Raw genomic sequence first — 22878 nt, forward strand, 5'->3', positions numbered from 1 at the left:
CACGCAGCGGCGGTAGTCAGCGGAGGTAGTCGCGGTAGTCGCTGTAGTCCCGCTCGCGCATCGGCCCGTCGGCATCGATGCCGCCGCTGGCGGCAAGCGGGCCATCGACGGTCAGCGGTCCGGCAACGTTCAGGTCGCCATTGACCACCATGTCGCCATGCACGGTCAACGGTCCCTTGAACACCTTCAGGTAGCCGCCGCGATACGGCACAGAGCGGGCGCTGACCGGGCCGGTGAAGAATGCTGCGGTCAGCGGGCCGCTGGCATAGACGTGGCCGGCGACGGTCAGGGTGCCATGGACCCGCACCGGCCCCTGCACTTGCGCCGATCCGCCGATCGTGATCGGACCCGACTCATGCGGCTGGGCGCGCAGCGGTGCCGCGCCGAACTGCAACGCCAGTGCCAGCGCGGCGCCCAATGCCAGCCGCCACATCCAGGCTGCGGTATCAAGGCCAAGGGTACGGGACGTCATGGTGATGGCAAAGCTCCTGCAGCGGCATGGGCCGCTGTTTCCAACTTAGTGCCGATCGCCCCGCCGTGCAAGGCTATGGCGCCTGCGGTGCTTCCAGCCTCGCCTTCAGGCGCCTGACGGCCTCGGCGGACTCGGACTGCAGGCGCGAGCGCAGCATCAGGCGATTGAGCAGCGCAAAGAGCAGCGTGGGCGACTGGTAGCTGAATTCCCGTTCGAAACGCGTGCTTTCCGCTGATGGCGTCAGCGACGGCGTCATGGCCGGAGTGAGCTTGTAGGTGATGGTACCGGCCCGGCGCCCGCCCGGCACCTCGCCCGCAATCGCCCAGACGCGCGGGCGCTGGTTGATGGTGACGGTCCAGATCACCACGGCGCTGCGCTCGCCCGCCACGAAGCTTTCGGCCACGCGCTCACCGAGCGCCAGCGGATGGTCCGTGGCCCCCGCTACCGCGCCCGAGGCGGGATACCACGCCGGCCAGTGCTGCGGCGTGGCAATGTAGTCGAACACCTCGGCCGGAGTCCGGGCGATCACCACTTCGTCGTGGATGCTGGTGCGGTCCGCCCACGGCAATGGCACCAGCAGCAGCGCCACCGTGAGCGCGGCAAAGATCAATCCCCAGACCGGTTTCCTGAAGCGAAGCATGACGGCGCAACCCAGGCGCCCGCAAATCTGACGCGTGGCGCGATGCTTCCAGTGTAGTGATTCCGGGGCATCGCGCCAGCATCGGCGTCGCTTGTTGGTGCGCTTGTTGGTGCGCTTATTGTCGCGCTTATCGACGCCCTTGCGGCGCGCGGTTGCACCGCGTCATGGCGTGCCGCTGCGGCGCGTCATTGCGCGGGCACGGTGGCCGTCACCGGCTGCGTTGCCGCCACCGTCTCCGGCACCGGCCCCCAGCCGCCGCCCAGCCGGCGGATCAGCGACACCGTTGCGGCAGCGCGCAAGCCCGCCACCGCATTGGCCTCGCGCTGGGACTGCAGCACGGTGCGGTCGGCATCGATCACGGTCAGGTAGTCGACGGCGCCGGCATCGTAGCGGCTGCGCGAGATCCGCGCCGCGCGGCGCGCGCCGCCCAGCGCGCTGTCCAGCGCGCCTGCCTGCTGGCTCAGCCAGCGCACATCGGCCAGGCTGTCCTCGACTTCCCGGAAGGCCACCAGCACGGTCTGCCGGTACGCGGCCACGCTTTCCTCGTGCGCGGCACGCGCGCCGGCCAGGTTGGAACTGTTGCGGCCGCCGTCGAACACCGTCTGCGCGATGGTCGAGCCGATCAGTGGCCCCAGCATCCAGGTGCGCGACGACCATTTGAACAGGTTGGACAGGTCGGCCGATTCAAAGCCGAACAGCCCGGTCAGCGTGATGCGCGGGAAGAACGCCGCCTTGGCCACGCCGATGCGGGCGTTGGCCGCAGCCATCTGCCGCTCCGCCGCGGCGATGTCCGGGCGCCGCTCCAGCAGCTCGGACGGCAGCCCGGCCGGGATCGCGATCGGCGCGGCATCGAACGGCCGCGCCGGCAGCGAGAACGCCGCGGGCGGCACGCCGGTCAGCACCGCCAGCGCATGCTCCTGGTTTGCGCGGCGGCGCTCGATGCCGGCCAGGTCGGCGCGCGCGGTGCCAAGCTCGGCCTCGGCGCGGGCCGGGTCAAGGTCGGTGGTCTCGCCGGCGTCGTAGCGCTTCTTCAGCAGCTTCAGCGCGTCTTCACGCAGCCGGATGGTCGCATTCAGCAGGTCGCGTTCGCTGTCGAGCGTGCGCAGCGCAAAATACGCCTGCGCCACGTCGGCCTGCAGCGCGAGCTGCACCGAGCGGTACAGGTCCTCGGCCGCCTCGCCATCGGCGCGCGCGGCATTGACGCTGGACGCGACGCGGCCGAACAGGTCCAACTCATAGCTGGCGAAGGCGCGGGCCTTCAGCACGGTCTGCGGCGAGACCCGCGTGCCATCAGGCAGGCCTTGCGACGCGGCCGACGGCTGGGATCGGGTCGGATCGAGCCCCACACTGAGCTGCGGGTAGAGATCCGCCTCGGTCGCGCCGGTGAAGGCACGCGCCTGCTTCAGGCGCGCCGCGGCGATGGCGAGATCCTGGTTGGATTCGCCGGCCGCGGCCATCAGGCGGTCCAGCTCGCCGTCGCCGAAGATCTTCCACCATTCGCCGCGATGCTGGCCTTCGGCCGGTGTCGCGGTCTTCCATTGCGCGCCTTCGGCCTGCGCGGCCTCGGCTTCCTTGTAGGCCGGCACCGTGGCGGTCTCCGGCACCTTGTAGGTCGGCGCCAGCGAGCAGCCGGCCAGGATCAGCGCGGCGGCCAGCGTAGCCAGCTTCGGCAACCAGTAGTTTGTTGTCGACATTGCAGCAGCATTCATGTTGATCACCATTATTCAGCCGATGCGGTCAGGCGGGCGGCGCCCTGCTCCTGCGCCGCCGCGCGGCGCTGGCCCCGGGTGGCCAGCAAACGCAGCGCCACGTAGAACACCGGCGTCAGGAACAGCCCGAAGAAAGTCACGCCGAGCATGCCCGCGAACACCGCCACGCCCATCGCATGGCGCATCTCCGAGCCGGCACCGCTGGACACCACCAGCGGCACCACGCCCATGATGAAAGCGAACGACGTCATCAGGATCGGACGCAGGCGCAAGCGGCTCGCTTCGATCGCGGCCTGCACCACGGTACGGCCGTTATGCTCGAGCTCGCGCGCAAACTCCACGATCAGGATCGCGTTCTTCGCGGATAGCCCCACCAGCACGATGAAACCGATCTGCGTGAAGATGTTGTTGTCGCCTTGCGTCAGCCACACCCCCGTCATCGCCGCCAGCAGGCTCATCGGCACGATCAGGATCACCGCCAGCGGCAGCGTCAGGCTTTCATACTGCGCAGCCAGCACCAGGAACACCAGCAGCACGCACAGCGGGAAGATCCAGACGCCCGCATTGCCGGCCAGGATGTCCTGGTAGGTCAGCTCGGTCCATTCGAACTTCATGCCCTTCGGCAGCGTTTCCGCGGCGATGCGCTCGGCGGCGGCCTGCGCCTGCCCTGACGAGAACCCCGGCGCGGGCCCGCCGTTCATGTCGGCAGCCGTGAAGCCGTTGTAGCGCACCACGCTGTCCGGACCGAAGCCCTGCTTCACCTGCACCAGCGATGACAGCGGCACCATGTCGCCGGCGGCGTTGCGCGTCTTCAGCTGCAGGATGTCCTCGGCATGGGCGCGGAACGGCGCATCCGCCTGCACCTTGACCTGATAGGTGCGGCCGAACTTGTTGAAGTCGTTGACGTACGCCGAGCCCAGGTAGGTCTGCAGCGTGTCGAACACCTCCGTCACCGGCACGCCCAGCTGCTTGGCCTTGACGCGGTCCAGCTTGACGTCGAGCTGCGGCACGTTGACCTGGTAGTTGCTGAAGATGCCGGTCAGCTCGGGCGTGGCGCGCGCCTTGGTGGCGAAGGCATTGGTTGCCTCGAACAGCGCGTCATAGCCCAGCGCCGCACGGTCCTCGATCATCAGCTTGAAGCCGCCGATGGTGCCGAGGCCCTGCACGGGCGGCGGCGGGAACACCGCGATAAAGGCATCCTGGATCGCCCCATACTTCTGGTTGAGGTCGGCGGCAATGGCCGCGCCCGACAGCTCTGCGCTCTTTCGCTCTTCAAACGGCTTGAGCGTGGCGAACACGATGCCGGCGCTCGGGCTGTTGGTGAAGCCGTTGATCGACAGGCCCGGGAAGGCCACCGCCGATTCCACGCCCGGATGCTTCAGCGCGATCTCGCTCATCTTGCGGATCACGTCCTCGGTGCGGTCCAGCGTGGCGCCGTCGGGCAGCTTGGCGAAGCTCACCAGGTACTGCTTGTCCTGCGCCGGCACGAAGCCCTTGGGCACCAGCTGGAACACGCCCCAGGTCAGCGCCAGCATCACCGCATAGACGCCGAACACCGAACCCTTGCGGCGGATCACGCCCTTCACCCCGCGGCCATAGCTTTCCGCGCTGCGGCCGAAGAAGTTGTTGAAGCGCTTGAAGAAGCCGCCGAACACGCGGTCCATGCCGCGCGACAGCCAGTCCTTGGGCGCGTCATGGCTCTTCAGCAGCAGGGCCGACAGCGCCGGCGACAGCGTCAGCGAGTTGAACGCGGAGATGATGGTCGAGATCGAGATCGTCAGCGCGAACTGCTTGTAGAACTGGCCGGTCAGGCCGGTCATGAAGGCCAGCGGCACGAACACGGCGATCAGCGTCAGCGCGATGGCGATGATGGGGCCGCTGACTTCGCGCATGGCCTTGTAGGTGGCCTCCTTCGGCGTCAGCCCTTCCTCGATGTTGCGCTCGACGTTTTCCACCACCACGATCGCGTCGTCGACCACGATACCGATGGCCAGCACCAGCCCGAACAGCGACAGCGCGTTGATCGAGAAGCCGAACGCATGCATCAGGCCGAAGGTACCGACGATCGACACCGGCACCGCCAGCAGCGGAATGATCGATGCGCGCCACGTCTGCAGGAACAGGATCACCACCAGCACCACCAGCGCGATGGCCTCGAACAGCGTATGCGTCACCGCCTCGATCGAGTGGCGCACGAACTGCGTGGGGTCATAGACGATGCTGTAGTCGATGCCGTCCGGGAAGTTCTGCTTCAGCTCTTCCATGGTCTTGCGCACGTCATCCGAGATCTGGATGGCGTTGGAGCCCGGCGCCTGGAAGATGGGGATGGCCACTGCCGGCTTGTTGTCCAGCAGCGAGCGCAGCGCGTACTCGGACGCGCCCAGCTCGATGCGGGCAACGTCCTTCAGGTAGGTCACCGCGCCGTCGGCGGAGGTGCGCACGACGATATCGCCGAACTCTTCCACCGTGCCCAGGCGGCCCTGCGCATTGACCGACAGCTGCAGGTCGGCGCCCGGCAGCGACGGCGACTGGCCGATCACGCCGGCCGCCACCTGCACGTTCTGCTCGCGGATGGCCTTGATGACATCGCTGGTGGCGAGCTGGCGCTCGGCCATCTTCTCGGGGTTGAGCCACACGCGCATGGCGTAGTCGCCCGAGCCGAACAGCTGCACCTGGCCCACGCCCTGGATCCGCGCCAGGCGGTCCTTGACGTTGATTACCGCGTAGTTGCGCAGGTACGTCATGTCGTAGCGGTCGTTGGGCGAGACCAGGTGGACCACCATGGTCAGGTCCGGCGAGCTCTTGACCGTGGTGATGCCCAGCCGGCGCACGTCTTCCGGCAGGCGCGGCTCGGCCTGCGACACGCGGTTCTGCACCAGCTGCTGCGCCTTGTCCGGGTCGGTGCCCAGCTTGAAGGTCACGGTCAGCGTGAGCAGGCCGTCGCTGTTGGACTGCGACGACATGTACAGCATGTCCTCGACGCCGTTGATCTGCTCTTCCAGCGGCGAAGCCACGGTTTCGGCGATCACCTTGGGGTTGGCGCCCGGATACTGCGCGCGCACCACCACCGACGGCGGCACCACTTCCGGGTACTCCGAGATCGGCAACTTGAACATCGAGATGGCGCCAATCAGGAAGATCAGCACCGACAGCACCCCGGCGAAGATGGGGCGGTCGATAAAGAATTTGGAGAGGTTCATCTTGGTCTCTGCCTGCGTTGGCGTAGCGGTCCCCCTGGCGGCCCGCCGTGGCGGGCGCCATCCACATCTGCAGGGGGGCGCTAGGGGTTTTCTGCTGTCGGTAGGCGGATCAGCTCACCGGCTTGGCGTCCGCATCGCCTTTTCCGGCGGCGGCCTGCTTGCGGTCAGGCGTTGCCTGGCGCGGCTCCAGCTCGCTGCGGAATGCCATGGCCACCGCCTTGGGCTGAACCGTGTCGCCCGGCCGCACCCGCTGCAGCCCGTTGACGACGATGCTCTCGCCCGGCTTCAGCCCCTTGCGGATCACGCGCAGGCCTTCGTAGTTGGGTCCGAGCTCGACTTCGCGGTAGACCAGCTTGTTGGCCTTGTCGAGCACCAGCACGAACTTCTTGCCCTGGTCGGTGCCGACGGCGCGGTCGTTGACCAGCACCGCCGCATGCGGCGCGCCGCCGCCCATCTTGACCTTGGCGTACAGGCCCGGCAGCAGGCGGCCGTCGTCGTTGTCGAACACCGCGCGCACGCGGATGGTGCCGCTGCGGGTATCGAGCCGGTTGTCGACCGACTGGATCTTGCCCTGGTGCGGGTGGCCGTCTTCGTTGGCCAGGCCGAGGTAGACCGGCAGGTTGGCCTGCCCGCCGCCGGCGCCCGGCGCGGTGTAGCGCAGGTAGCTCTGCTCGTCGATCTCAAAGCTCGCGTAGATCGGCGACACCGACACCACCGTGGTCAGCGCCGGCGTGGCCGTGCCCGGCGCCACCAGGTTGCCCACGGTGATCTCGGCACGCGACACGCGCCCGGACACCGGCGCGATGATGCGCGTATAGGTCAGGTTCAGGCGCGCGGCTTCGAGTTGTGCCTGCGCGGCGCGCACGTTGGCGCTGGTTTCGCGCGCGGCGTGGATGCGCTCGTCGAACTCGCGGCGCGAGATGGCGTTGTCGTCCAGCAGCCGCTGCGCGCGTTCGCCCTCGCTCCTGGCGTGCCCCGCGCGGACTTGCGCGGCGGCCAGCGCGGCCTCGGCGCGTGCCACTTCGGCGGCGTAGGGGCGCGGGTCGATGGTAAAGAGCGGATCGCCCTTCTTCACCAGCGCGCCCTCGCGGAAGTGGACCGCATCGATGGTGCCGCCCACGCGCGGGCGGATCTCCACGCGGTCGACCGCCTCCAGTCGGCCGGAGAACTCGTCCCACTCCGTTATGGTCTGGCCCACCGCGGCGGCCACTTCGATCGACGGGGCCGGCGGCGGGGTGTTGGCATGGGCCTCGCCGCTGTGCCACGGGCGCAGGACCGCGCCGGCCACGCCGGCACCGAGCACCACGACGATGGCAAGGGCAATCAGGGTACGTCGCTTATGCTGCTGCATTTCTCAAACTCCTGTTCGGGTTTTCTTCAACCGGAAAAGCAAATGGCCGAACGCCGCCTGCCGGTCCGCGCAGGGCGGATCGGAACCGATTCAGATTGGATAGTCGGACTTAGGGCCGCCCGTGCAAACCGGCGGACCTGGCTCTGGCCGATACAGAGCCGGCTGGCGATTGGCTGGAGCGGCTCAGCCGGCGGGCTTGGCTCCAGGCCGGCTGGCGCTTGCGCCAGCCTGGCGTTCGGTCAGGGTGAGGTATCGTCGGCCGCAGCCAGACATCGCTGCAGGAACCGCGCACCTTCGTCGACCCATGCCTGACACGCGTCATGGGTCTCTTCCACGCCGTCGCCACAGGCGCCGGGCATGATCATGGCCTGGGCCGGCACACCGGCCTTGCCCAGCCGCTGCGCGAAGGCCTCGCCTTCAGCGCGCAGCGTATCCTGTTCCGCGACCTGGACCAGCGTGGGCGGCAGCCCGGCCAGGCGCGAAGCCATCGCCGGCGCGGCATAGGGATGCACGCTGTCCGCCGGCGTCGGCAAGTAATCGCGATAGTTGCAGGCCATGCGCCGCAACGTTTCCATCAGCACCTGCCCGCTGCCGAAGCCCGCGCACGATGCGTGCTGCAGGCAGGGGTCGGTCACCGGCCGGATCAGCCACTGGCCGCGCGGCTGCGCGGTGCCGCGGTCGCGCAGCATCTGCGCCAGCGCGATCGCAAGGTTACCGCCGGCTTCCTCACCCACCAGCGCGAAGCGGGTCTTGTCCAGCTTCAGGCGCCGGGCGTTGCGCAGCACCCATTGCACCGTGCTGTGCGCGTCTTCAGGCGCGGCCGGGAACGGGTTTTCGGGCGCCAGCGAATAGGCCGGCGTCACCACCACGGCCGGCACCGCCCTGGCCAGGTCCTGCACCAGCTTGCGCGCCCGCTCCAGGCCGCCATCGACAAAGCCGCCGGCATGCAGGTACACCAGCCAGGGCAGCCACGTGGCCGCCTCGGCGCCCGGCGCGGGATAGCCCGGCGGGTAGCACACGCACACCGCGATCTCGCGGCCGTCGCTCGTTACCGTGTGCTCGACCACGCGCGGCTCGCCCTGGCCGGTGGCGGCGGGAGCGGCGTTCTGGCGTTGGCCTGGCTTGTTTGGCATGGCGTCCGGCGCACGGGAAAAACAATGCGCTTGAGTGTTGCGATGCAACGGATTATGGTGATTGACGAGGATGGGATAAAGCGAGAGATCGCCAATGCACTGTTCCGGGATTGGAATAATCGAACCACTCCCGATGACCGAAACCCCACGCGTGACAAGGTCATCGAAAATGTGATTCACTCCAGTTCCTGGCACGCATGGCGACCCGCAACCCTGCCTTCGTTGCGGGCGCTGCTCGCCCTGACAAACCCACGCCGGCCCGCGCCCCCGCGCATCCGGCGCCAGCCAGCCGGCAGCACTCCCCCAATCACAACCACAAGCCACGCCGTGCGCGTCACGAGCGCGCGCGGCACGCCGTTCGGATCTCTCGTCGGAACCTCATCATGGACCGTCTCGTATCAATGCAGGCATTCACACGGGTCGTGGACGTCGGCAGCTTTGCGCGCGCCGCCGAATCGCTGGACCTGCCCAAGGCCACGCTGACCCGCCTGATCCAGAACCTGGAGACGCACCTCGGCGTCAAGCTGCTGCACCGGACCACGCGCCGCATCAGCGTGACCAACGACGGCGCGGCCTACTACGAACGCTGCGTGCGCATCCTGGCGGACGTGGAAGAAGCCGAGCAGTCGCTGACTCGGCAGAACAATTCGCCGCGCGGCACCTTGTCGGTCGACACCACCGCGCCGCTGGCCAATCTGGTTCTCGTGCCTGCACTGAATGACTTCCTGCAGGCCTACCCCGACCTGAAGCTCGAACTGACCATCAACGGCAAGCCCATCGACCTGCTGCAGGAAGGCGTCGACGTGGTGTTGCGCGTGGGGATCCCGCTGGACGAATCGATGGTGGCCCGACGCATCGGCCATGTAAAGCTGGCGTTCTACGCCTCGCCGATCTACCTGAACCGCGCCGGCACGCCGGGCGACCTGGCCGAACTGGCGCAGCACAAGGCGGTGAACTACCTGTCCAACCGCACCGGACGCGAGATGCCGTGGCCGATGGCGCGCGGCACGGAGCGCGGCGAGGTACTGCTGCCCTCGGCGATCTCGACCAACGATCCCGAGGTCTACGTGGGCTGCACGCTGGAAGGCCATGGCATCGCCCGCATCTCGCGCGCCATGGCCGAGCCTTACGTGGCCAGCGGCCGGCTGGTCGAGATCCTGGCCGACTGGCAGACCGACGAGTTGCCGATCTCGGCGATGTATCCGCAGAACCGGCACCTGTCGGCCAAGGTGCGGGTATTTGTCAACTGGGCGGCGGACCTGTTCTCGCGCCACCCGCATTTTGGTGCGGTCCAGCAGCGCCTCGCGGTGGCGGCCTGAGCGCGCCCTGGCGCAGGTTGCAAGCGCCGGAGCCTCCGAAACGTGCCTGGCAGGACAAAACCGGAAGCCGCGAGCGCGTTGCCCGTCCTATACTGTTTCATCCGAAATCACGACGAGAAGAGGATTCCGATGAAACAAGTGCTTATCCCCCTGGCCGCCTGCGTTGCCGCCACCGTGGTGCTGGCCGGCTGCGCCGGTTCCGGCAAGAGCGCCTCGGCCTCATCCAGCGCCACCGGCGCCAGCGCCAGCGCTGCCGCCGCATCGTCGTCGACCACGAGCGGTGCTCGCGCCGCGGCCGCGCTGCAGCCCAAGAGCGGCACCAATACCGCCGGCACCGTGACTTTCCAGCAGCAGCCGGGCGGCGTGCTGATGACCGCCTCGATCACCGGACTGCCGCCGAATACCGTCCATGGCTTCCACGTCCATGAAAAGGGCGACTGTTCCGCGCCCGACGCGATGAGCGCCGGCGGCCATTTCAATCCGGGTGGCAAGCCGCACGGCCAGATGACCATGCCTGATCACCACGCCGGCGACATGAACAACATCACTGCCGACTCGAGCGGCAATGCCAGGGTCAGCATGCTGCTGCCGGACCTGTCGGTGGGTACCGGAGCCAACAGCGTGATCGGGCGCGCAGTGGTGGTGCACAAGGATCCGGACGACTACAAGACGCAGCCGACCGGCAATGCGGGCGGACGCATTGCCTGTGGGGTAGTGGCGGCTTCGTAAGTCGCAGGTGTTTCGCACCTGAGTATCTCCGCTCGCGGGAGAGGGTCAGGGCATGGCAACATGGCGGACATTGCCGACACGCGCGGCCCCGCCCGCGGGACGCGCCGACCATCGCCATGCCATTGCCCACAGACGCTGCGTTCGTGCCCCACCACCGCCTGCACGCCAGTTCGCTCGTGCTGTGCTGCGCCGCCCTGCTGGGCGGCTGCGCGCTGCCGCCGCTGGACAACCGCACCGAATCCACCGCCATCACGCCCGCCGAGGCCGCGGCCACGCCGCTGGGCCGCGCGATCGCGGCCGCGCTGGCCGGCCACCCCGGGCTCAGCGGCATCCACCCGCTGAACAACGCCCAGGCCGCCTTCGCCGCGCGCATCCACCTGGCACGCACGGCGCAGCGCACGCTCGACGTGCAGTATTACATCTGGCGCAACGACCTGACCGGCACGTTGCTGCTGGAGGCGCTGCACGAGGCCGCCGACCGCGGCGTGCGCGTGCGCCTGCTGCTCGATGACAACGGGCTGTCGGGCATGGACGAGCTGCTCGCGGCCATGGACGCGCACCCGCAGGCCGAAGTGCGGATCTTCAACCCGTTCGTGCTGCGCCAGCCCAAGGCGCTCAATTTCCTGACCGATTTCCGGCGCCTGAACCGGCGCATGCACAACAAGTCGTTCACCGCCGACGGCGTCGCCACGATCATCGGCGGGCGCAATGTCGGCGACGAATACTTCGGGGCCACGGACGGCGTGCTGTTCGCCGACCTCGACGTGATTGCGATCGGCCCCGCCGCCGCCGACGTCGCGCACGACTTCGACCGCTACTGGGCGAGCGCTTCGGCATACCCGGTGGACCGGCTGGTGCCGCCGGTCAGCATGGAGCGCCTGGACGAACTGGCCGGCAACGCCCGCGCGGTGGAGCAGAACCCGGCCGCTGCGGCCTACGTGGCGGCGCTGCGCGAGGTGCCCGACGTGCGGCACATGCTCGACGGCACGCTGGAGTTCGAGTGGGCCAGGGCGCGCATCGTCAGCGACGATCCCGCCAAGGCCCTTGGCGAGGCGGAACGCGACACGCTGGTCGCGCACCAGCTGCGCGAGATCCTGGGGGAGCCCCAGCGCGAGCTGGACCTGGTCTCGCCCTACTTCGTCCCCTCCACCGCGGGCACCGCGTATTTCTCGCAGCTGGCCGAAAAGGGCGTTGCCGTGCGCGTGCTGACCAACGCGCTGGAGGCCACCGATGTCGCCGCCGTCCATTCGGGCTATGCCAAGCGCCGCAAGGCGCTGCTGGAGGCAGGCGTGGACCTGTATGAGCTGCGGCGGTCGGCGACACCGGACAAGAAAGAGAACCGCGCCGGCCCGTTCGGCAGTTCCGGCTCGAGCCTCCATGCCAAGACTTTTGGCGTGGATGCCAGCCGCGTGTTCGTCGGCTCGTTCAATTTCGACCCGCGCTCGGCCCACCTCAATACCGAGCTGGGCTTCGTCATCGACAGCCCGGCTCTGGCCGGCCGCATCGAATCGACCTTCGCCACGGTGGTGCCGGAAGCGGCCTACCAGGTCAAGCTCGACGAGCAGGGCAAGCTGTACTGGCTGGAGCGGCGCGGCAACGAGGTGGTGCGCTACGACACCGAACCCAACACCAGCTGGTGGCGGCGGCTCGGCATCTGGTTCCTGTCGATCCTGCCGATCGAGTCGATGCTGTAGCCGGGCCGTTCAGATCTGGTCGATCAGGCTGCGCACGACGTCGGCCAGGCGGCCGGCGCGCTGGCGGCCATTGGCGTCCAGGTCCATGGCACTGCCGCTGGCAAGGGCCTTGAGGCCGAACAGGGCATCGCCGACGTCGCGCCAGCCCGGGTAATCGGCATGGATCTTCTCCAGCGCGGCGGCGCCTGTCGCGACTTGCGCGGCAGCCGGCACATTGCCGGCCGCCAGGTCTTCCAATGCCGAGGCGGCATCGACCAGGCCTTTGCGGTTCATGCTGCGGTCTCCCCACTATGTCTTGTCATGGCCGCCACTTGCGGGCGGCGTTGACACTGTAGCAGGATGCCGGGGCCTGTGGCCGCCGGCGGCGCATGGCTCATACCTGACGCGCCACCTCGGCGCCCGCGGGTGCCATCCTACGCACACCGGCCCGGGCCTCGGTGGCGCGCCCCGCTCAGTTGCGCCCGCTTAGTTGCCCCCGCTCAGTTGCGTCCAATATCCTCCAGGATCCGCGTCATCAGGTACAGCCGCGGCACGATCGAATCCAGCTCGATGTACTCGTCGCGCGCGTGGTAGCCGTATCCCGCCAGGCCGAAGCTCTCCACCACCGCCGGCTTGCCCGAGCGCGCGGCGTAGCTGGCGTCGGTGGCGCCGCCGGTGCTTTCGGCCAGTGCCAGGGTGCGGCCGTCCAGCTCCGCGTAGATCTCCTGCGCGCGCCTGGCCAGCGCGCGGCCGCGGGCGTCGGCGATGAACGGCGGGCGGCCTTCTTCCATCGTCACCGTGGTCTGCGTGTCGGGCACCAGCTGGCCCGATCTGACCTTGTCCTGCAGCGCGACTTTCAGCCTCTCGGCGGCGCCGCTGGCCGTGGTGCGCACGTCGCCATAGGCCACCGCGCTTTCGGGGATCTGGTTGCGCACCGTGCCGGCCTGCGCCTGGGTCCAGTTCAGCTGCGAGCCGGGCACCTGCGCGCCGACGTCGCGGGTCTGCTGCAGCTGGTAGGCCAGCTCGACCAGCGCATTGCGGCCGCGCTCGGGCGCGGCGCCGGCATGCGCGGCGCGGCCCTTGACCTGCATGGTGGCGGTGGCGGTGCCGGACGCGCCCAGCAGCAGCGACTCGGCCTTGACCACGTCCTTGGCGGCAGTGGGCTCGCACGACAGCACCACGTCATGCTGCGCGGCCAGCGTGGCAATGGTTTCGCCGGAGCCGACCGAACCCACTTCCTCGTCGGGGTTGAACAGCACGGTGATCTGCGCGTAGTCGCGCCAGCCCTTGTTCTTCAGGATCTCCAGCGAATGCAGGATGACCGCAATGCCGCCCTTGTCGTCGGCAATGCCGGGGCCGTAGAGCCGGTTGCCCTCCTCGCGGATCGGCTGCGTCGCCAGCGTGTTTTCCGGATAGACCGTGTCCATGTGGGCGATCAGCATGATGCGGCGCTTGCCGTTGCCGATAAACGTGCCCTTGACCATGGTGCCCGGGCCCTTGGCGACCGGCACGCGCTCCACCCTGGCGCCCAGCGCCTGCAGCCGCTTCTCGGTGTAGCTGGCCATCTGGGCCAGGCCCTGCGCGTTGGCGCTGCCGGATTCGATCGACACCATCTCCTTGAGCGACTGCACCACCGCCGGCTGGGCGGTGCGGGCAGCGGCCAGCAGCGCAGCATCAGGCTGGGCGGCAGCGGCCAGGTGGCCTGCGCCGGCAAGTGCCAGGGCGGCGGCAACGGCAACGTGTCGAACGGAAAACGGCATGGAATCTCCTCGGGTTGGTCTTGTTGGGATCTTGGAAGCTTGTTGGGGCCATGCCGTGTCGCAACGCCGGCATGCACGGCACAACGTGCAAGATGCTAGCCCTTGCCAGCGGGCATGGGGAGGATCAATATCGCCAATCACAATGCCGATCCCGCCACGCCTGGCCCGCGATCGACCCTGCACCAATTGCCCCTGACATGCGCGCCCCCACTGATCCACTGGTCCCCGACACCCCCGCCGCGTCCGCAACACCCTTGCATGTCCGCCTGCTATGGCTGCCCCATGCGATGCCCGGCACCCTCTTCACCACGCTCGACGTGCTGCGCACCGTCGCCGGCGTGGCCAGCCTGCAGCGCCCCGATGCCGCGCCGACGTTGAGCTGGCAGTTGTGCGGCGCCAACGGCCGCATGCTGTCGGCCGACCTGCCGGGCCTGGAAGCCTCCACGCGCCGCATCCGCGCCGCGGGCAGCCGCTCGCTGCTGGTGATCCCGGCCCTGCTGGCCAGCAATGCGCACCAGCTCGGCGACATCGTCCGCGGCGATACCGCCGCGCTGCGCATGGTCGAGCGCCATGTGGCAGCCGGCGGCTGGCTTGCCGCGTGTTCGTCGGGGATGCTGTTGCCGCTGCAGCTCGGCCTGCTGGACGGCGCCCGCAGCGGCGCGCCGTGGATGTACCAGAGCTGGATGACGCACCAGTTCCCGCGCGCGGACCTGGGCGGGGACCAGGCCATGAGCGTGCACGGGCAGGTGTTCTCATGCGTGGCGCCCGCGCTGCAGGTGGAATTCATGCTGCGCGTGCTGGGCCACCTGCACGACCCCGACCTGGCGCAGGCCGCCGCGCAGCTGATGCTGTACCAGCCCGAACGCCAGCGCAGCGTGCCGGCGCTGGTGTCGCAGCGCTGGCTCAGCCGCACGGCGGACAGCCCGGTCTACCGGGCTGTCCAGTGGCTGCAGGAACATGTGGCCGAGCCCTACCAGCTGGCTGCGGTGGCGCAGGCCGCGGCGGTCAGCGAGCGGACCCTGCTGCGGCATTTCCGGCAGGTCACCGGCATGACGCCGCTGGACTACCTGCACACGCTGCGCGTGGAGCGCGCGCGCATGCTGCTGGAGGTGACGCTGCACGGCACGCAGGCGATCGCCGAAGCCTGCGGCTACAGCGACGCGGCCGCGTTCAGGCGGCTGTTCCAGCGCATCGCGGCGATGTCGATGTCGGACTATCGCGCGCGCTTCGCGCTGCGCGCGCGGCGGCGCTACTGGCGCATGGAGGATGCGGCGGCCCGGCGCGGCATGCCGGGCTAGGCGGCGGCAAGGGGCAAGGTCAGGCGCGCAGCGAGATGTGGTTGACCACGTCCTCCACGCCCTGCACGTACCACGCGTCGCGCTCGACCTGCCGGCGCGTATTCTCGCTGGCGACGCAGCCTTCCAGCGTGACCACGCGATTTTCGGTACGCACGCTGACCTGGGCCGCGTCGACAAAGGGATCGGTCTCCAGCACCAGCATCAGCGCCTCGGTGATCTCATCGTCGCGGTCGGCTTCGGCGGGTGCCACCACCAGCTCATTGACCACGCAGCGGCAGCCGCGCGACCACCAGGCCAGCACGCCGGCCAGGCGCATGTGCGACAGGCTGATCACCTGGCCCCACAGCGTCACCACGCCGTCATGCGCCTCGACCTCGATCCAGCCGCTGCGTTCGCCCACGGGCTCCCGCACGGTCTCGTGCTGGCCCTTGACGCGCGCGCAGATCCTGCAGCTACGGAATTCGATGGCATTGAGCAGGCGCTCGCATACCGCATCGCGCAGTTCGCCGTCGCCGACGGTGACGCTGCCGTTCATCACGCGCAGGTGGTCGATCACGCTGGTCACGCCGTCCACGCGCCGCAGCGCGGTGGCCGCGCGGGTCTTGTCGACGATATCGGCTACCTCGCCCTCCAGGATCAGCGCGCCGTCCGACAGCCGCAACTGGATGGTGGGATGGAGAACATGCCCCTGATAAGGCACATGCGCCAAGGCTGCGCGCGCCTGCGTCAGCACCGCTTCGCTAGTCTGCATTTTGATCGCCTCGCCCGAATGGTCTGGAGATGAGAAGACGTGCGCCCGGCCTGCGGGCGCGCCTGGCGCGGCGCCGCGGCCTCCATCACCGCCGGGGACCTGGCAACCGCTTCCTCATTATAGGAAGCGGTCCAGGGGCGTCCGGGCTCAGGCCGCGGCCGCCTCGCGGGCGCGCGCCACCTCCTGGTTGCGCAGGATGAAACGCTGGACCTTGCCGCTTGGGGTCTTGGGCAGCTCGGCGACGAACTCGATCTCGCGCGGATAGGAATGGGCGGCCAGGCGCTTGCGCACATGCTGGCGCAGCGCCTCGGCCAGCTCGGGCGTGGCCGCGTGCTGCCGGTCGAGCACGACGAAGGCCTTGATCAGCTCGGTGCGCTCGGGGTCCGGCTTGCCGATCACCGCGGCCTCGACCACGGCCGGATGCTCGATCAGCGCGCTTTCCACGTCGAACGGGCCGACGCGGTAGCCCGAGGTGGTAATGACATCGTCGGCGCGGCCGATAAAGCTGATGCTGCCATCGTCGTTGAGTTCGGCCGAGTCGCCGGTCAGGTAATAGTGGCCGGCGAACGCACTGGTCGGCGTGCCATGGTAGCCGCCGAACCAGCACATCGGCGAGCGCTCCAGGTCCAGCGCCAGCGTGCCGGGCTGCCCGGCGGGCAGTTCGCGCTGCTCGTCGTCGACCACGACCACCCGGTGGCCCGGGCTGGCAAAGCCCGCGGCGCCCATGCGCACCGGGTGCGACAGCGCATGATGGTTGCACAGCACCATGCCGAGTTCGGTCTGGCCATAGTGGTCGTGGATGGGCGCGTCCAGCTCGCTGGCGAACCAGCGGATCACTTCGGGGTTCAGCGGCTCGCCGGCGCTGCTGACCGCGCGCAGCTGCCCGCGCAGTTGTTCCGACACGGCCTGCCCGGCGGCGATCAGCAGCCGGTAGGCGGTGGGCGATCCCGCCAGGTTGGTGATGCCGTACTTGCGGATCACGCGGCAGGTGCTTTCCACGGTGAACGGGCCATCGTAGAAGGTGGTGGCGTGCCCCAGCGACAGCGGCCCCGTCACCGCATAGTAGAGGCCGTAGGCCCAGCCCGGGTCGGCCAGGTTCCAGAAGGCGTCTTCGTCGCGCAGGTCGACCGCGTCGCGCATGTACCCGGCAAACGCGGCAATGGCGTTCAGCGGCACCAGCAGCGGCTTGGCCGGCCCGGTGGTGCCCGAGGTGAACATCATCAGGAAGGGATCGTCGCCGCCGCGCATGACCGGCTCGAAGCTGGCAGGCTGGCGCGCCAGCTCGGCCCAGAAGCTGAAATCGCCGGAAGCTGCGTCCCCGGGCGCCTCGCTGGTGCCGGCCACGGTGACGACCGGCGGCGCGCCCTCCACTTCATCGAGCTTGGGACGGTTGACGGTATCCGTGACCACCACTTTCGCGCCCGAGCTGTTGAGCCGGTGCTCGATGGCCTTGGGACCGAACGCCGTGAACAGCGGCTGGTACACCGCACCGGCGCGCCAGGTACCCAGGATGGTCACGAGCAGCTCGGCCGTGCGCGGCAGCAGCCCCGCCACGCGATCTCCCGGCTGCACGCCCTGCGCCCTCAAAAAGCCGGCAAACTGCGCCGACAGCGCCTGCAGTTCGGCAAACGTCCAGCTGCGCGCGCTGCCGTCGCGGCCTTCCCAGTACAGCGCGATGCGGCCAGCCTCGGCATGGCGGTCGCAGCATTCCACGCAGGCGTTGATCGCATCGAGGCTGCCGTGCAGTTGCCGGGCCACCGCCTCGTCATAGGAAAAGCCGTCGTAGGCCTGGGCGTAGTCGCGCATGGTGTCTCCAGTTTGTCCGGCTCCTGCCTCGGACGCTGCCCGGGACATGGTGCCTGTTATCGTCTGTGATGGTCTGTGATCATCGGTGCCGCGTGGCGCGGCTGCCGCAGCAGTGTGCGGCACTGCCGGGCCGGCGGGCAATAACCGATTCCGCCAGCGCGCCTGACGGTTTTTGCCATGCCCCGGACGCAACGCGCGGTGCGCTTGACGCCATGCGGCCCGGCGCCGACGATACGTGCATCACGGCAAGGAGGGCAGCGCATGTGCACCAACTACGCCCCGGTCCAGCGCCAGATCCTGCGCGACATCTTTGGCGTGGAGCCGCCGCCGGGCGTCTTCAAGGCCGAGACCTATCCCGATTACCTGGCGCCGATCGTGCGCGCTACGGACGACGGCGTGCGGCATGCCGGGCTGGCGTCGTTCGGCATGGTGCCGCGGCAGCGCATCCCGCCCGGCACGCGCCGCTACGACACCACCAACGCGCGCAGCGAAACCGTCGGCGAGCGCCCTGCCTTCGCCCGCTACTGGCGCCAGGGGCAGCTGTGCCTGGTGCCGGCTACGGCGTTCTACGAGTACGCCTACCCCGAGGTCGCGATGCCGGGTGGCCCGCCCGGCAAGCCGGTGCGCTGGCGCGTCTGGCTGCCCGGCGAGCCCGCCTTCGGCATCGCCGGCCTGTGGCGCGGCTGGCCCGATGCGAGCCTGTCCTTCACTATGCTGACGGTGAACTCCGGGCAGCATCCGGTGATGGAGCGCTTCCACAAGCCAGGCGATGAGAAACGTTCAGTGGTCGTCATCCCGCGCGAGCAATGGGACGAGTGGCTTGCCTGTCGCGACCCCGAAGTCGCCCGCACCTTCCTCAAGTTGCTTCCCGCCGCGGCCATGGAGGCAGAACCGGCGCCCAAGATCACCGGCGCGCCGATCCCGGACGCCGACTGACCCGCCTGCAGACGGTGCCAGGCCGATGTAAGTCCGGTTCAAATCCGGTTCAAATCCGGTTCAAGGCCGGCACCAAACGCCGCGAGCCCTCCCTCAAGAGGGTGTCGGACGTTGCGAATGCTGCGCATACTGCCGCGCACACCGGCCACAAGAGCCGACATCCCCGGGTCAGTCCATCATGCAAAACGTCATCGCGTTGTGCGCGTATTTTTTCGGGTTCCTTGTCGCATTACTGTTTGCCGCGCGCTGGATCCTGCGTAACCATCCGGCGCTACGCGAGCGCCCGCCCACCCGGCCGCCTTGCGCTGCCAAGGACGATCCGCCAGGGCCCGGCTGACCAATCTAATCCTGCAGGGCGCCGTGCACCTGGTGATCCTGGCGGCCTACCTGTTCTTGTCGATCGTGCCGTAGCCGGCGCCGGGCCCTTGGCCTGGCGTCTGCGGCGTCTACACTGGAACCTCCCACCGCGAATCCGCGCATGCCTTGCCGCGCACGCACCGGAGAACGCCAATGCTGGAAGTCGCCGTCACCGCCGCCGACCATGCCGTCGGCCCCGATACCGCCAGGGTCACCGTCGTCGAATACGGCGACTTCGAATGCTCCTACTGCCGCATCGCCTACGGCGCCATGAAGATCCTGCTGGAGCACTATGGCCCGCAGGTGCGCTTTGTCTACCGGCACTACCCGATGGCCAACTGGCACCCTTCCGCCGAGCCGGCGGCCGAGTGCGCCGAGGCCGCGGCGGCACAGGATCGCTTCTGGCAGATGTACCGCATGCTCTACGAGCACCCGCAGGGGCTGAAGCCCGACGCCCTGCGCCATTACGCCGGCATGGCCGGCCTGGATCTCGATCGCTACGACAACGACATGTCCACACACCGGCACCTGCCGCACATCCGCGCCGACCAGCACGGCGGCACGCGCTGCCGGGTGCGGGGCACGCCCGCGTTCTTCGTCAACGGCACGGTGCAGGATGTGACCTTCGGCATGGAGCGGCTGCAGCGGGCCATCGATACCGCGCTGGCAGCCTAGCCGGCCGCGTCAGAAGCGGTACGTCACGCTGCCGACCACGGTACGGCGCGCGCCGAAGTAGCAATCGCCGCGTGCCAGGCAGGTGGTCAGGAACTGCTTGTCGAACAGGTTGTTGGCATTCAGCGCGACGCGCAGCGGGCCGTGGTCGTAGGCGATCATGGCGTCGTACAGCGTAACGCCGCCGACGCGGTTCTGGTCGGTGCCGTCATAGCTCGGGCCGACATAGCGCACGCCGCCGCCGGCCACGAAGCCCGGCAGCCCGAACAGCTTGAAGCGGTAATTGGCCCACAGCGACGCCATGTTCGACGGCGTGCTGGCCAGGCGCTTGCCGACCTCGGCGGCGCTGCCTTCGATCACGCGCGCATCCAGGTAGGTATAGGTCGCGATCAGGTCAAGGCGATTGGTCAGCGAGGCCAGTGCCTCGACCTCGATGCCGCGGGTGCGGGCCTCGCCCACCTGCACCTGGTCAGGAATGCCGTTGACCACCCCGGCCGCCTTCCGGTTTTTCTCGCGCATGTCGAACGCCGCCACGGTCAGCGAAGCATTCTTGCCCGGCGGCTGGTACTTGATCCCCGCCTCCCACTGCGAACCGCGCAGCGGCTTGAAGGCCTGGTTGGAGCGGTTGAAACCGGGCAGGCCCTGGAACGACTCGGTGTAGCTGACGTACGGGTTCAGGCCGATGTCCGAGCGGTACATCAGGCCGGCGCGCTTGGTCAGTTCGTTGTCTTCGCGGCTGGCCGCAGGCGTGTTGTCCTGCGCCGCGCGCGACCAGTCATAGCGCAGGCCCAGCATCAGCAGCCACTTGTTCCACGACAGCTGGTCCTGCACATACACGCCGGTCTGGATCTGCTTGCTGGGGTTCAGGTCGCGCGTGCCAGGCAGCGTGAAATTGCCGTAGACCGGGTTGAATACATCCAGCGGCGCAGCGGTGCCGCCTACGCCCGAACGGCCGGTGATCTCGGCATGCTGGTAGTCCATGCCGGCCAGCAGCGTATGGTCGACCGGGCCCGTGCGGAAGTTGCCTTGTGCCTGCGTGTCGACCACGAAGGCATTCAGCGTCGGCTGGTTCAGGTAGACCGTGCGGCGCATCAGCGTGCTGCTGCCGGGCACCCAGCCGTGCGTCGCGCCGGTGAAACCGGCGGCGTAGATGCTGCGGTAATCCACGGTGCTGTGCGAGTAGCGCAGGTTCTGGCGGACCGTCAGCGCATCGTTGACCTTGTGCTGGAACTCGTAGCCGACCGAGGTCTGCTCGGCGTTGTAGCGGTCGTAGCCCGGCTCGCTGATGAACAGGTGATCGGGAATCTGCCCGCCCGGGTTCGGATAGAGCGTGCCGCGCCACGGGAAGAAGCCGACCGAGGTCCCGCTTTCGTCGCGCTGGAAATTGGTCAGCAGCGTGAACGAGGTATCGGCATTGGGACGGTACGTCAGCGACGGCGCGATCAGGTAGCGGTTGTCGGGCACGTAGTCCACCTGCGTGTCGCTGTCGCGCGCCAGCGCCACCAGCCGGTACATCCACTTGCCCTCGGCATCGAGCGGGCCGGTCAGGTCAGCCTGCACCTGTTTGCGGTTGTAGTTGCCGAACTGCACGCCGACCTCGCGCACGGCCTCGGCCTGCGGACGCTTGCTGACGAGGTTCAGGATGCCGCCCACCGCGCCCTGCCCGAACAGCATCGACGACGGGCCGCGCAGCACGTCGATGCGCTCCAGCCCGTAAACGTCGGCGCGCACGTTGTTGTAGAAGCCGACCTGGTTGAGCAGCCCGTCGCGGTACTGCGTGAAGTCCGTGCCGCGGAACTTGCCCCAGTCCCCGCGCGCGTCATTGCCGTACGGCCCGGCATAGACGCCGGCGGTATAGCCGATAGCCTGCTGCACCGACTGCGCACCCTGCGCTTCCATCCGGTCGCGCGTGATCACCGTGATCGACTGCGGCGTCTCCATCACCGGCGTATCGGTCTTGGTCGCGGTGGCGCTGCGCCTGGCAACGAAGCCGTGCACAGGGCCGGTTGCGGTTTCATCCGCGGCAGACGCACGCACGGTCACGGCTGGCAATTCGGCGGCCGCGCCGGAGGCAGCCTGCGGTGTGGCCGCCGACTGGGCAAACACGCCGCCGGCATGCAGGCTCAGGGCCAGGGTGGTCAGCGAAAGGCCGCGGGGAGGCGCCAGCCGGGTAGGGGCAAGGGTTGGCCTGGCCCGGGAGATCGGATTGAAGGACATCACTCAGGAACGGAAATGTAGCGTGGCGTGCACACAGACGCCGGTGGCTTGCCATTGGAAATTCTTAATTGCGAATACGAACAATTCGCAATTAAATTTCGATTGTAGCCTGAATGTGTCAGAGGCGATACATTTTTTCCAGGGATGCCTCAGGAAAAAGCGAAGGCATTTGTGGCACGCCGGCGCTACCCGGCCAGACCGAAAGGCAAGCGGCATCGCATGCCGCCGCGGCGCCAGCCTGTTTTCAGTCGCCCTGCAACCTGCCCAGCAACCGCCGCCCGGCCTCGATCACAGCCGGGTCGCGGTGCATCTGGTAGCGCACGATCATGCCTTCGATGCACAGCATGGCTTCCTGCGCCACCTGTGCTGGCTCGCTCAGCCCGAGTCGCGTGGCGATATCGGCAACGAATGACGCCAGTTCTTGCTTGTGTGCGGCAGCCTGCTCGGCCGCGCGGGCATCGCCGCCGGCCTCGGCGACCACGTTGATGAAGGCGCAGCCGCGGAAGTCCGCGGCGAACCAGTCGGCCAGCGCGTCGGCAATCACGTCCAGATGCGGGCGCGCGGCCAGGCGGGCCTCGACGTTGCCGCGGAACCAGGCCATCCACTCGTCATGGCGCCGCTCAAGGAACGCCGAGATCAGGTCGTTCTTGGAAGCGAAATGCCGGTACAGCGACATCTTGGCCACGCCCGATTCCGCAATGATCCGGTCGATGCCGGTGGCGCGATAACCCTCCTGGTAGAACAGGCGGGCGGCGGTGTCGAGGATGCGGTCGCGGGCGGAGGGGTTGGCCATGGTGGCACGGCGAAAGGTCTGTGAGGGGAATCGGCAAACAGGCCGGCGGCGAGGAAACGCCA

18 protein-coding genes are annotated in these 22878 nt (G+C 68.5%); 6 read left to right on the forward strand and 12 right to left on the reverse strand.

Going from position 1 to position 22878, the window contains the following annotated elements; genetic code table 11:
* Positions 1-16 precede the first annotated feature (16 nt).
* The 6 genes from AC5WJ1_RS17670 to AC5WJ1_RS17695 all read right to left on the reverse strand — a co-directional run bounded on the left by AC5WJ1_RS17670 (position 17) and on the right by AC5WJ1_RS17695 (position 8505).
* Positions 17-472, reverse strand: a complete 456-nt coding sequence (locus AC5WJ1_RS17670; RefSeq protein ID WP_135703883.1) for a hypothetical protein — start codon at positions 470-472, stop codon at positions 17-19.
* A 73-nt stretch (positions 473-545) separates the two neighbouring features.
* Positions 546-1112 carry an SRPBCC family protein gene (locus AC5WJ1_RS17675; RefSeq protein ID WP_135703882.1) on the reverse strand — a complete coding sequence of 189 codons (567 nt, stop codon included), beginning with the start codon at positions 1110-1112 and terminating at the stop codon, positions 546-548.
* A 185-nt stretch (positions 1113-1297) separates the two neighbouring features.
* Positions 1298-2821, reverse strand: a complete 1524-nt coding sequence (locus AC5WJ1_RS17680; protein ID WP_243736803.1) for an efflux transporter outer membrane subunit — start codon at positions 2819-2821, stop codon at positions 1298-1300.
* 11 nt (positions 2822-2832) lie between these two features.
* Entirely contained in the window at positions 2833-6021 is a 3189-nt protein-coding gene (locus AC5WJ1_RS17685) for an efflux RND transporter permease subunit (protein ID WP_135703880.1), read from the reverse strand.
* Between the two features lie 109 nt (positions 6022-6130).
* Complete coding sequence (locus AC5WJ1_RS17690; protein WP_195427448.1) at positions 6131-7372, reverse strand: efflux RND transporter periplasmic adaptor subunit; 1242 nt, start codon at positions 7370-7372, stop codon at positions 6131-6133.
* 239 nt (positions 7373-7611) lie between these two features.
* Positions 7612-8505: an alpha/beta hydrolase gene (locus AC5WJ1_RS17695; protein WP_135703878.1), complete on the reverse strand. Its 894-nt coding sequence runs from the start codon at positions 8503-8505 to the stop codon at positions 7612-7614.
* Positions 8506-8888: 383 nt separating this feature from the next.
* Between AC5WJ1_RS17695 and AC5WJ1_RS17700 the strand changes: the two genes are divergently transcribed.
* From AC5WJ1_RS17700 to AC5WJ1_RS17710, 3 genes are all read left to right on the forward strand, one after another.
* Entirely contained in the window at positions 8889-9824 is a 936-nt protein-coding gene (locus AC5WJ1_RS17700) for a LysR family transcriptional regulator (protein ID WP_133093301.1), read from the forward strand.
* A gap of 129 nt (positions 9825-9953) precedes the next feature.
* Positions 9954-10553: a superoxide dismutase family protein gene (locus tag AC5WJ1_RS17705; protein WP_133093302.1), complete on the forward strand. Its 600-nt coding sequence runs from the start codon at positions 9954-9956 to the stop codon at positions 10551-10553.
* 116 nt (positions 10554-10669) lie between these two features.
* Positions 10670-12247, forward strand: a complete 1578-nt coding sequence (locus tag AC5WJ1_RS17710; protein ID WP_434034109.1) for a phospholipase D family protein — start codon at positions 10670-10672, stop codon at positions 12245-12247.
* Between the two features lie 9 nt (positions 12248-12256).
* On the opposite strand, the gene AC5WJ1_RS17715 is transcribed toward AC5WJ1_RS17710, so the two are convergent.
* Both AC5WJ1_RS17715 and AC5WJ1_RS17720 read right to left on the reverse strand, forming a co-directional pair.
* Positions 12257-12520 (reverse strand): hypothetical protein, encoded by a 264-nt coding sequence (locus AC5WJ1_RS17715; RefSeq protein ID WP_195427449.1) that lies wholly within the window; start codon positions 12518-12520, stop codon positions 12257-12259.
* A 206-nt stretch (positions 12521-12726) separates the two neighbouring features.
* Positions 12727-13986, reverse strand: a complete 1260-nt coding sequence (locus AC5WJ1_RS17720; protein WP_195427450.1) for a M20/M25/M40 family metallo-hydrolase — start codon at positions 13984-13986, stop codon at positions 12727-12729.
* Positions 13987-14183: 197 nt separating this feature from the next.
* Between AC5WJ1_RS17720 and AC5WJ1_RS17725 the strand changes: the two genes are divergently transcribed.
* The gene (locus AC5WJ1_RS17725; RefSeq protein ID WP_243736804.1) at positions 14184-15284 is read left to right on the forward strand and encodes a helix-turn-helix domain-containing protein; all 1101 of its coding nucleotides are present in this window, start codon (positions 14184-14186) and stop codon (positions 15282-15284) included.
* A gap of 19 nt (positions 15285-15303) precedes the next feature.
* On the opposite strand, the gene AC5WJ1_RS17730 is transcribed toward AC5WJ1_RS17725, so the two are convergent.
* Together AC5WJ1_RS17730 and AC5WJ1_RS17735 are read right to left on the reverse strand one after the other, a co-directional pair.
* Positions 15304-16035, reverse strand: coding sequence for a BON domain-containing protein (locus AC5WJ1_RS17730; protein WP_133093307.1), 732 nt, complete (start codon positions 16033-16035; stop codon positions 15304-15306).
* A gap of 147 nt (positions 16036-16182) precedes the next feature.
* Positions 16183-17841: an AMP-binding protein gene (locus tag AC5WJ1_RS17735; protein ID WP_434034112.1), complete on the reverse strand. Its 1659-nt coding sequence runs from the start codon at positions 17839-17841 to the stop codon at positions 16183-16185.
* A 261-nt stretch (positions 17842-18102) separates the two neighbouring features.
* Here AC5WJ1_RS17735 and AC5WJ1_RS17740 point away from each other — a divergent pair, with 261 nt between their 5' ends.
* Together AC5WJ1_RS17740 and AC5WJ1_RS17745 are read left to right on the forward strand one after the other, a co-directional pair.
* Positions 18103-18777, forward strand: coding sequence for an SOS response-associated peptidase (locus AC5WJ1_RS17740; protein WP_195427452.1), 675 nt, complete (start codon positions 18103-18105; stop codon positions 18775-18777).
* Between the two features lie 510 nt (positions 18778-19287).
* Positions 19288-19809, forward strand: coding sequence for a DsbA family protein (locus AC5WJ1_RS17745; RefSeq protein WP_135703872.1), 522 nt, complete (start codon positions 19288-19290; stop codon positions 19807-19809).
* A 9-nt stretch (positions 19810-19818) separates the two neighbouring features.
* Here the strand turns inward: AC5WJ1_RS17745 and AC5WJ1_RS17750 are convergent, their stop codons facing one another.
* Entirely contained in the window at positions 19819-22023 is a 2205-nt protein-coding gene (locus AC5WJ1_RS17750; protein ID WP_494476826.1) for a TonB-dependent siderophore receptor, read from the reverse strand.
* Between the two features lie 244 nt (positions 22024-22267).
* On the reverse strand, positions 22268-22816 hold the full coding sequence (locus AC5WJ1_RS17755) for a TetR/AcrR family transcriptional regulator (RefSeq protein WP_135703870.1): 549 nt from the start codon (positions 22814-22816) through the stop codon (positions 22268-22270).
* Between the last annotated feature and the right edge of the window lie 62 nt (positions 22817-22878).

It is taken from the genome of Cupriavidus sp. MEYA8 (genome assembly GCF_059278825.1).

Coding starts and splice junctions, on each gene's coding strand:
- AC5WJ1_RS17680 (WP_243736803.1), bottom strand. CDS start 2,821: ATGAATGCTGCTGCAATGTCGACAACAAACTACTGGTTGCCGAAGCTG.
- AC5WJ1_RS17685 (WP_135703880.1), bottom strand. CDS start 6,021: ATGAACCTCTCCAAATTCTTTATCGACCGCCCCATCTTCGCCGGGGTG.
- AC5WJ1_RS17755 (WP_135703870.1), bottom strand. CDS start 22,816: ATGGCCAACCCCTCCGCCCGCGACCGCATCCTCGACACCGCCGCCCGC.
- AC5WJ1_RS17690 (WP_195427448.1), bottom strand. CDS start 7,372: ATGCAGCAGCATAAGCGACGTACCCTGATTGCCCTTGCCATCGTCGTG.
- AC5WJ1_RS17730 (WP_133093307.1), bottom strand. CDS start 16,035: ATGCAGACTAGCGAAGCGGTGCTGACGCAGGCGCGCGCAGCCTTGGCG.
- AC5WJ1_RS17745 (WP_135703872.1), top strand. CDS start 19,288: ATGCTGGAAGTCGCCGTCACCGCCGCCGACCATGCCGTCGGCCCCGAT.
- AC5WJ1_RS17725 (WP_243736804.1), top strand. CDS start 14,184: ATGCGCGCCCCCACTGATCCACTGGTCCCCGACACCCCCGCCGCGTCC.
- AC5WJ1_RS17670 (WP_135703883.1), bottom strand. CDS start 472: ATGACGTCCCGTACCCTTGGCCTTGATACCGCAGCCTGGATGTGGCGG.
- AC5WJ1_RS17735 (WP_434034112.1), bottom strand. CDS start 17,841: ATGCGCGACTACGCCCAGGCCTACGACGGCTTTTCCTATGACGAGGCG.
- AC5WJ1_RS17710 (WP_434034109.1), top strand. CDS start 10,670: ATGCCATTGCCCACAGACGCTGCGTTCGTGCCCCACCACCGCCTGCAC.
- AC5WJ1_RS17715 (WP_195427449.1), bottom strand. CDS start 12,520: ATGAACCGCAAAGGCCTGGTCGATGCCGCCTCGGCATTGGAAGACCTG.
- AC5WJ1_RS17750 (WP_494476826.1), bottom strand. CDS start 22,023: ATGTCCTTCAATCCGATCTCCCGGGCCAGGCCAACCCTTGCCCCTACC.
- AC5WJ1_RS17705 (WP_133093302.1), top strand. CDS start 9,954: ATGAAACAAGTGCTTATCCCCCTGGCCGCCTGCGTTGCCGCCACCGTG.
- AC5WJ1_RS17675 (WP_135703882.1), bottom strand. CDS start 1,112: ATGCTTCGCTTCAGGAAACCGGTCTGGGGATTGATCTTTGCCGCGCTC.
- AC5WJ1_RS17695 (WP_135703878.1), bottom strand. CDS start 8,505: ATGCCAAACAAGCCAGGCCAACGCCAGAACGCCGCTCCCGCCGCCACC.
- AC5WJ1_RS17740 (WP_195427452.1), top strand. CDS start 18,103: ATGTGCACCAACTACGCCCCGGTCCAGCGCCAGATCCTGCGCGACATC.
- AC5WJ1_RS17720 (WP_195427450.1), bottom strand. CDS start 13,986: ATGCCGTTTTCCGTTCGACACGTTGCCGTTGCCGCCGCCCTGGCACTT.
- AC5WJ1_RS17700 (WP_133093301.1), top strand. CDS start 8,889: ATGGACCGTCTCGTATCAATGCAGGCATTCACACGGGTCGTGGACGTC.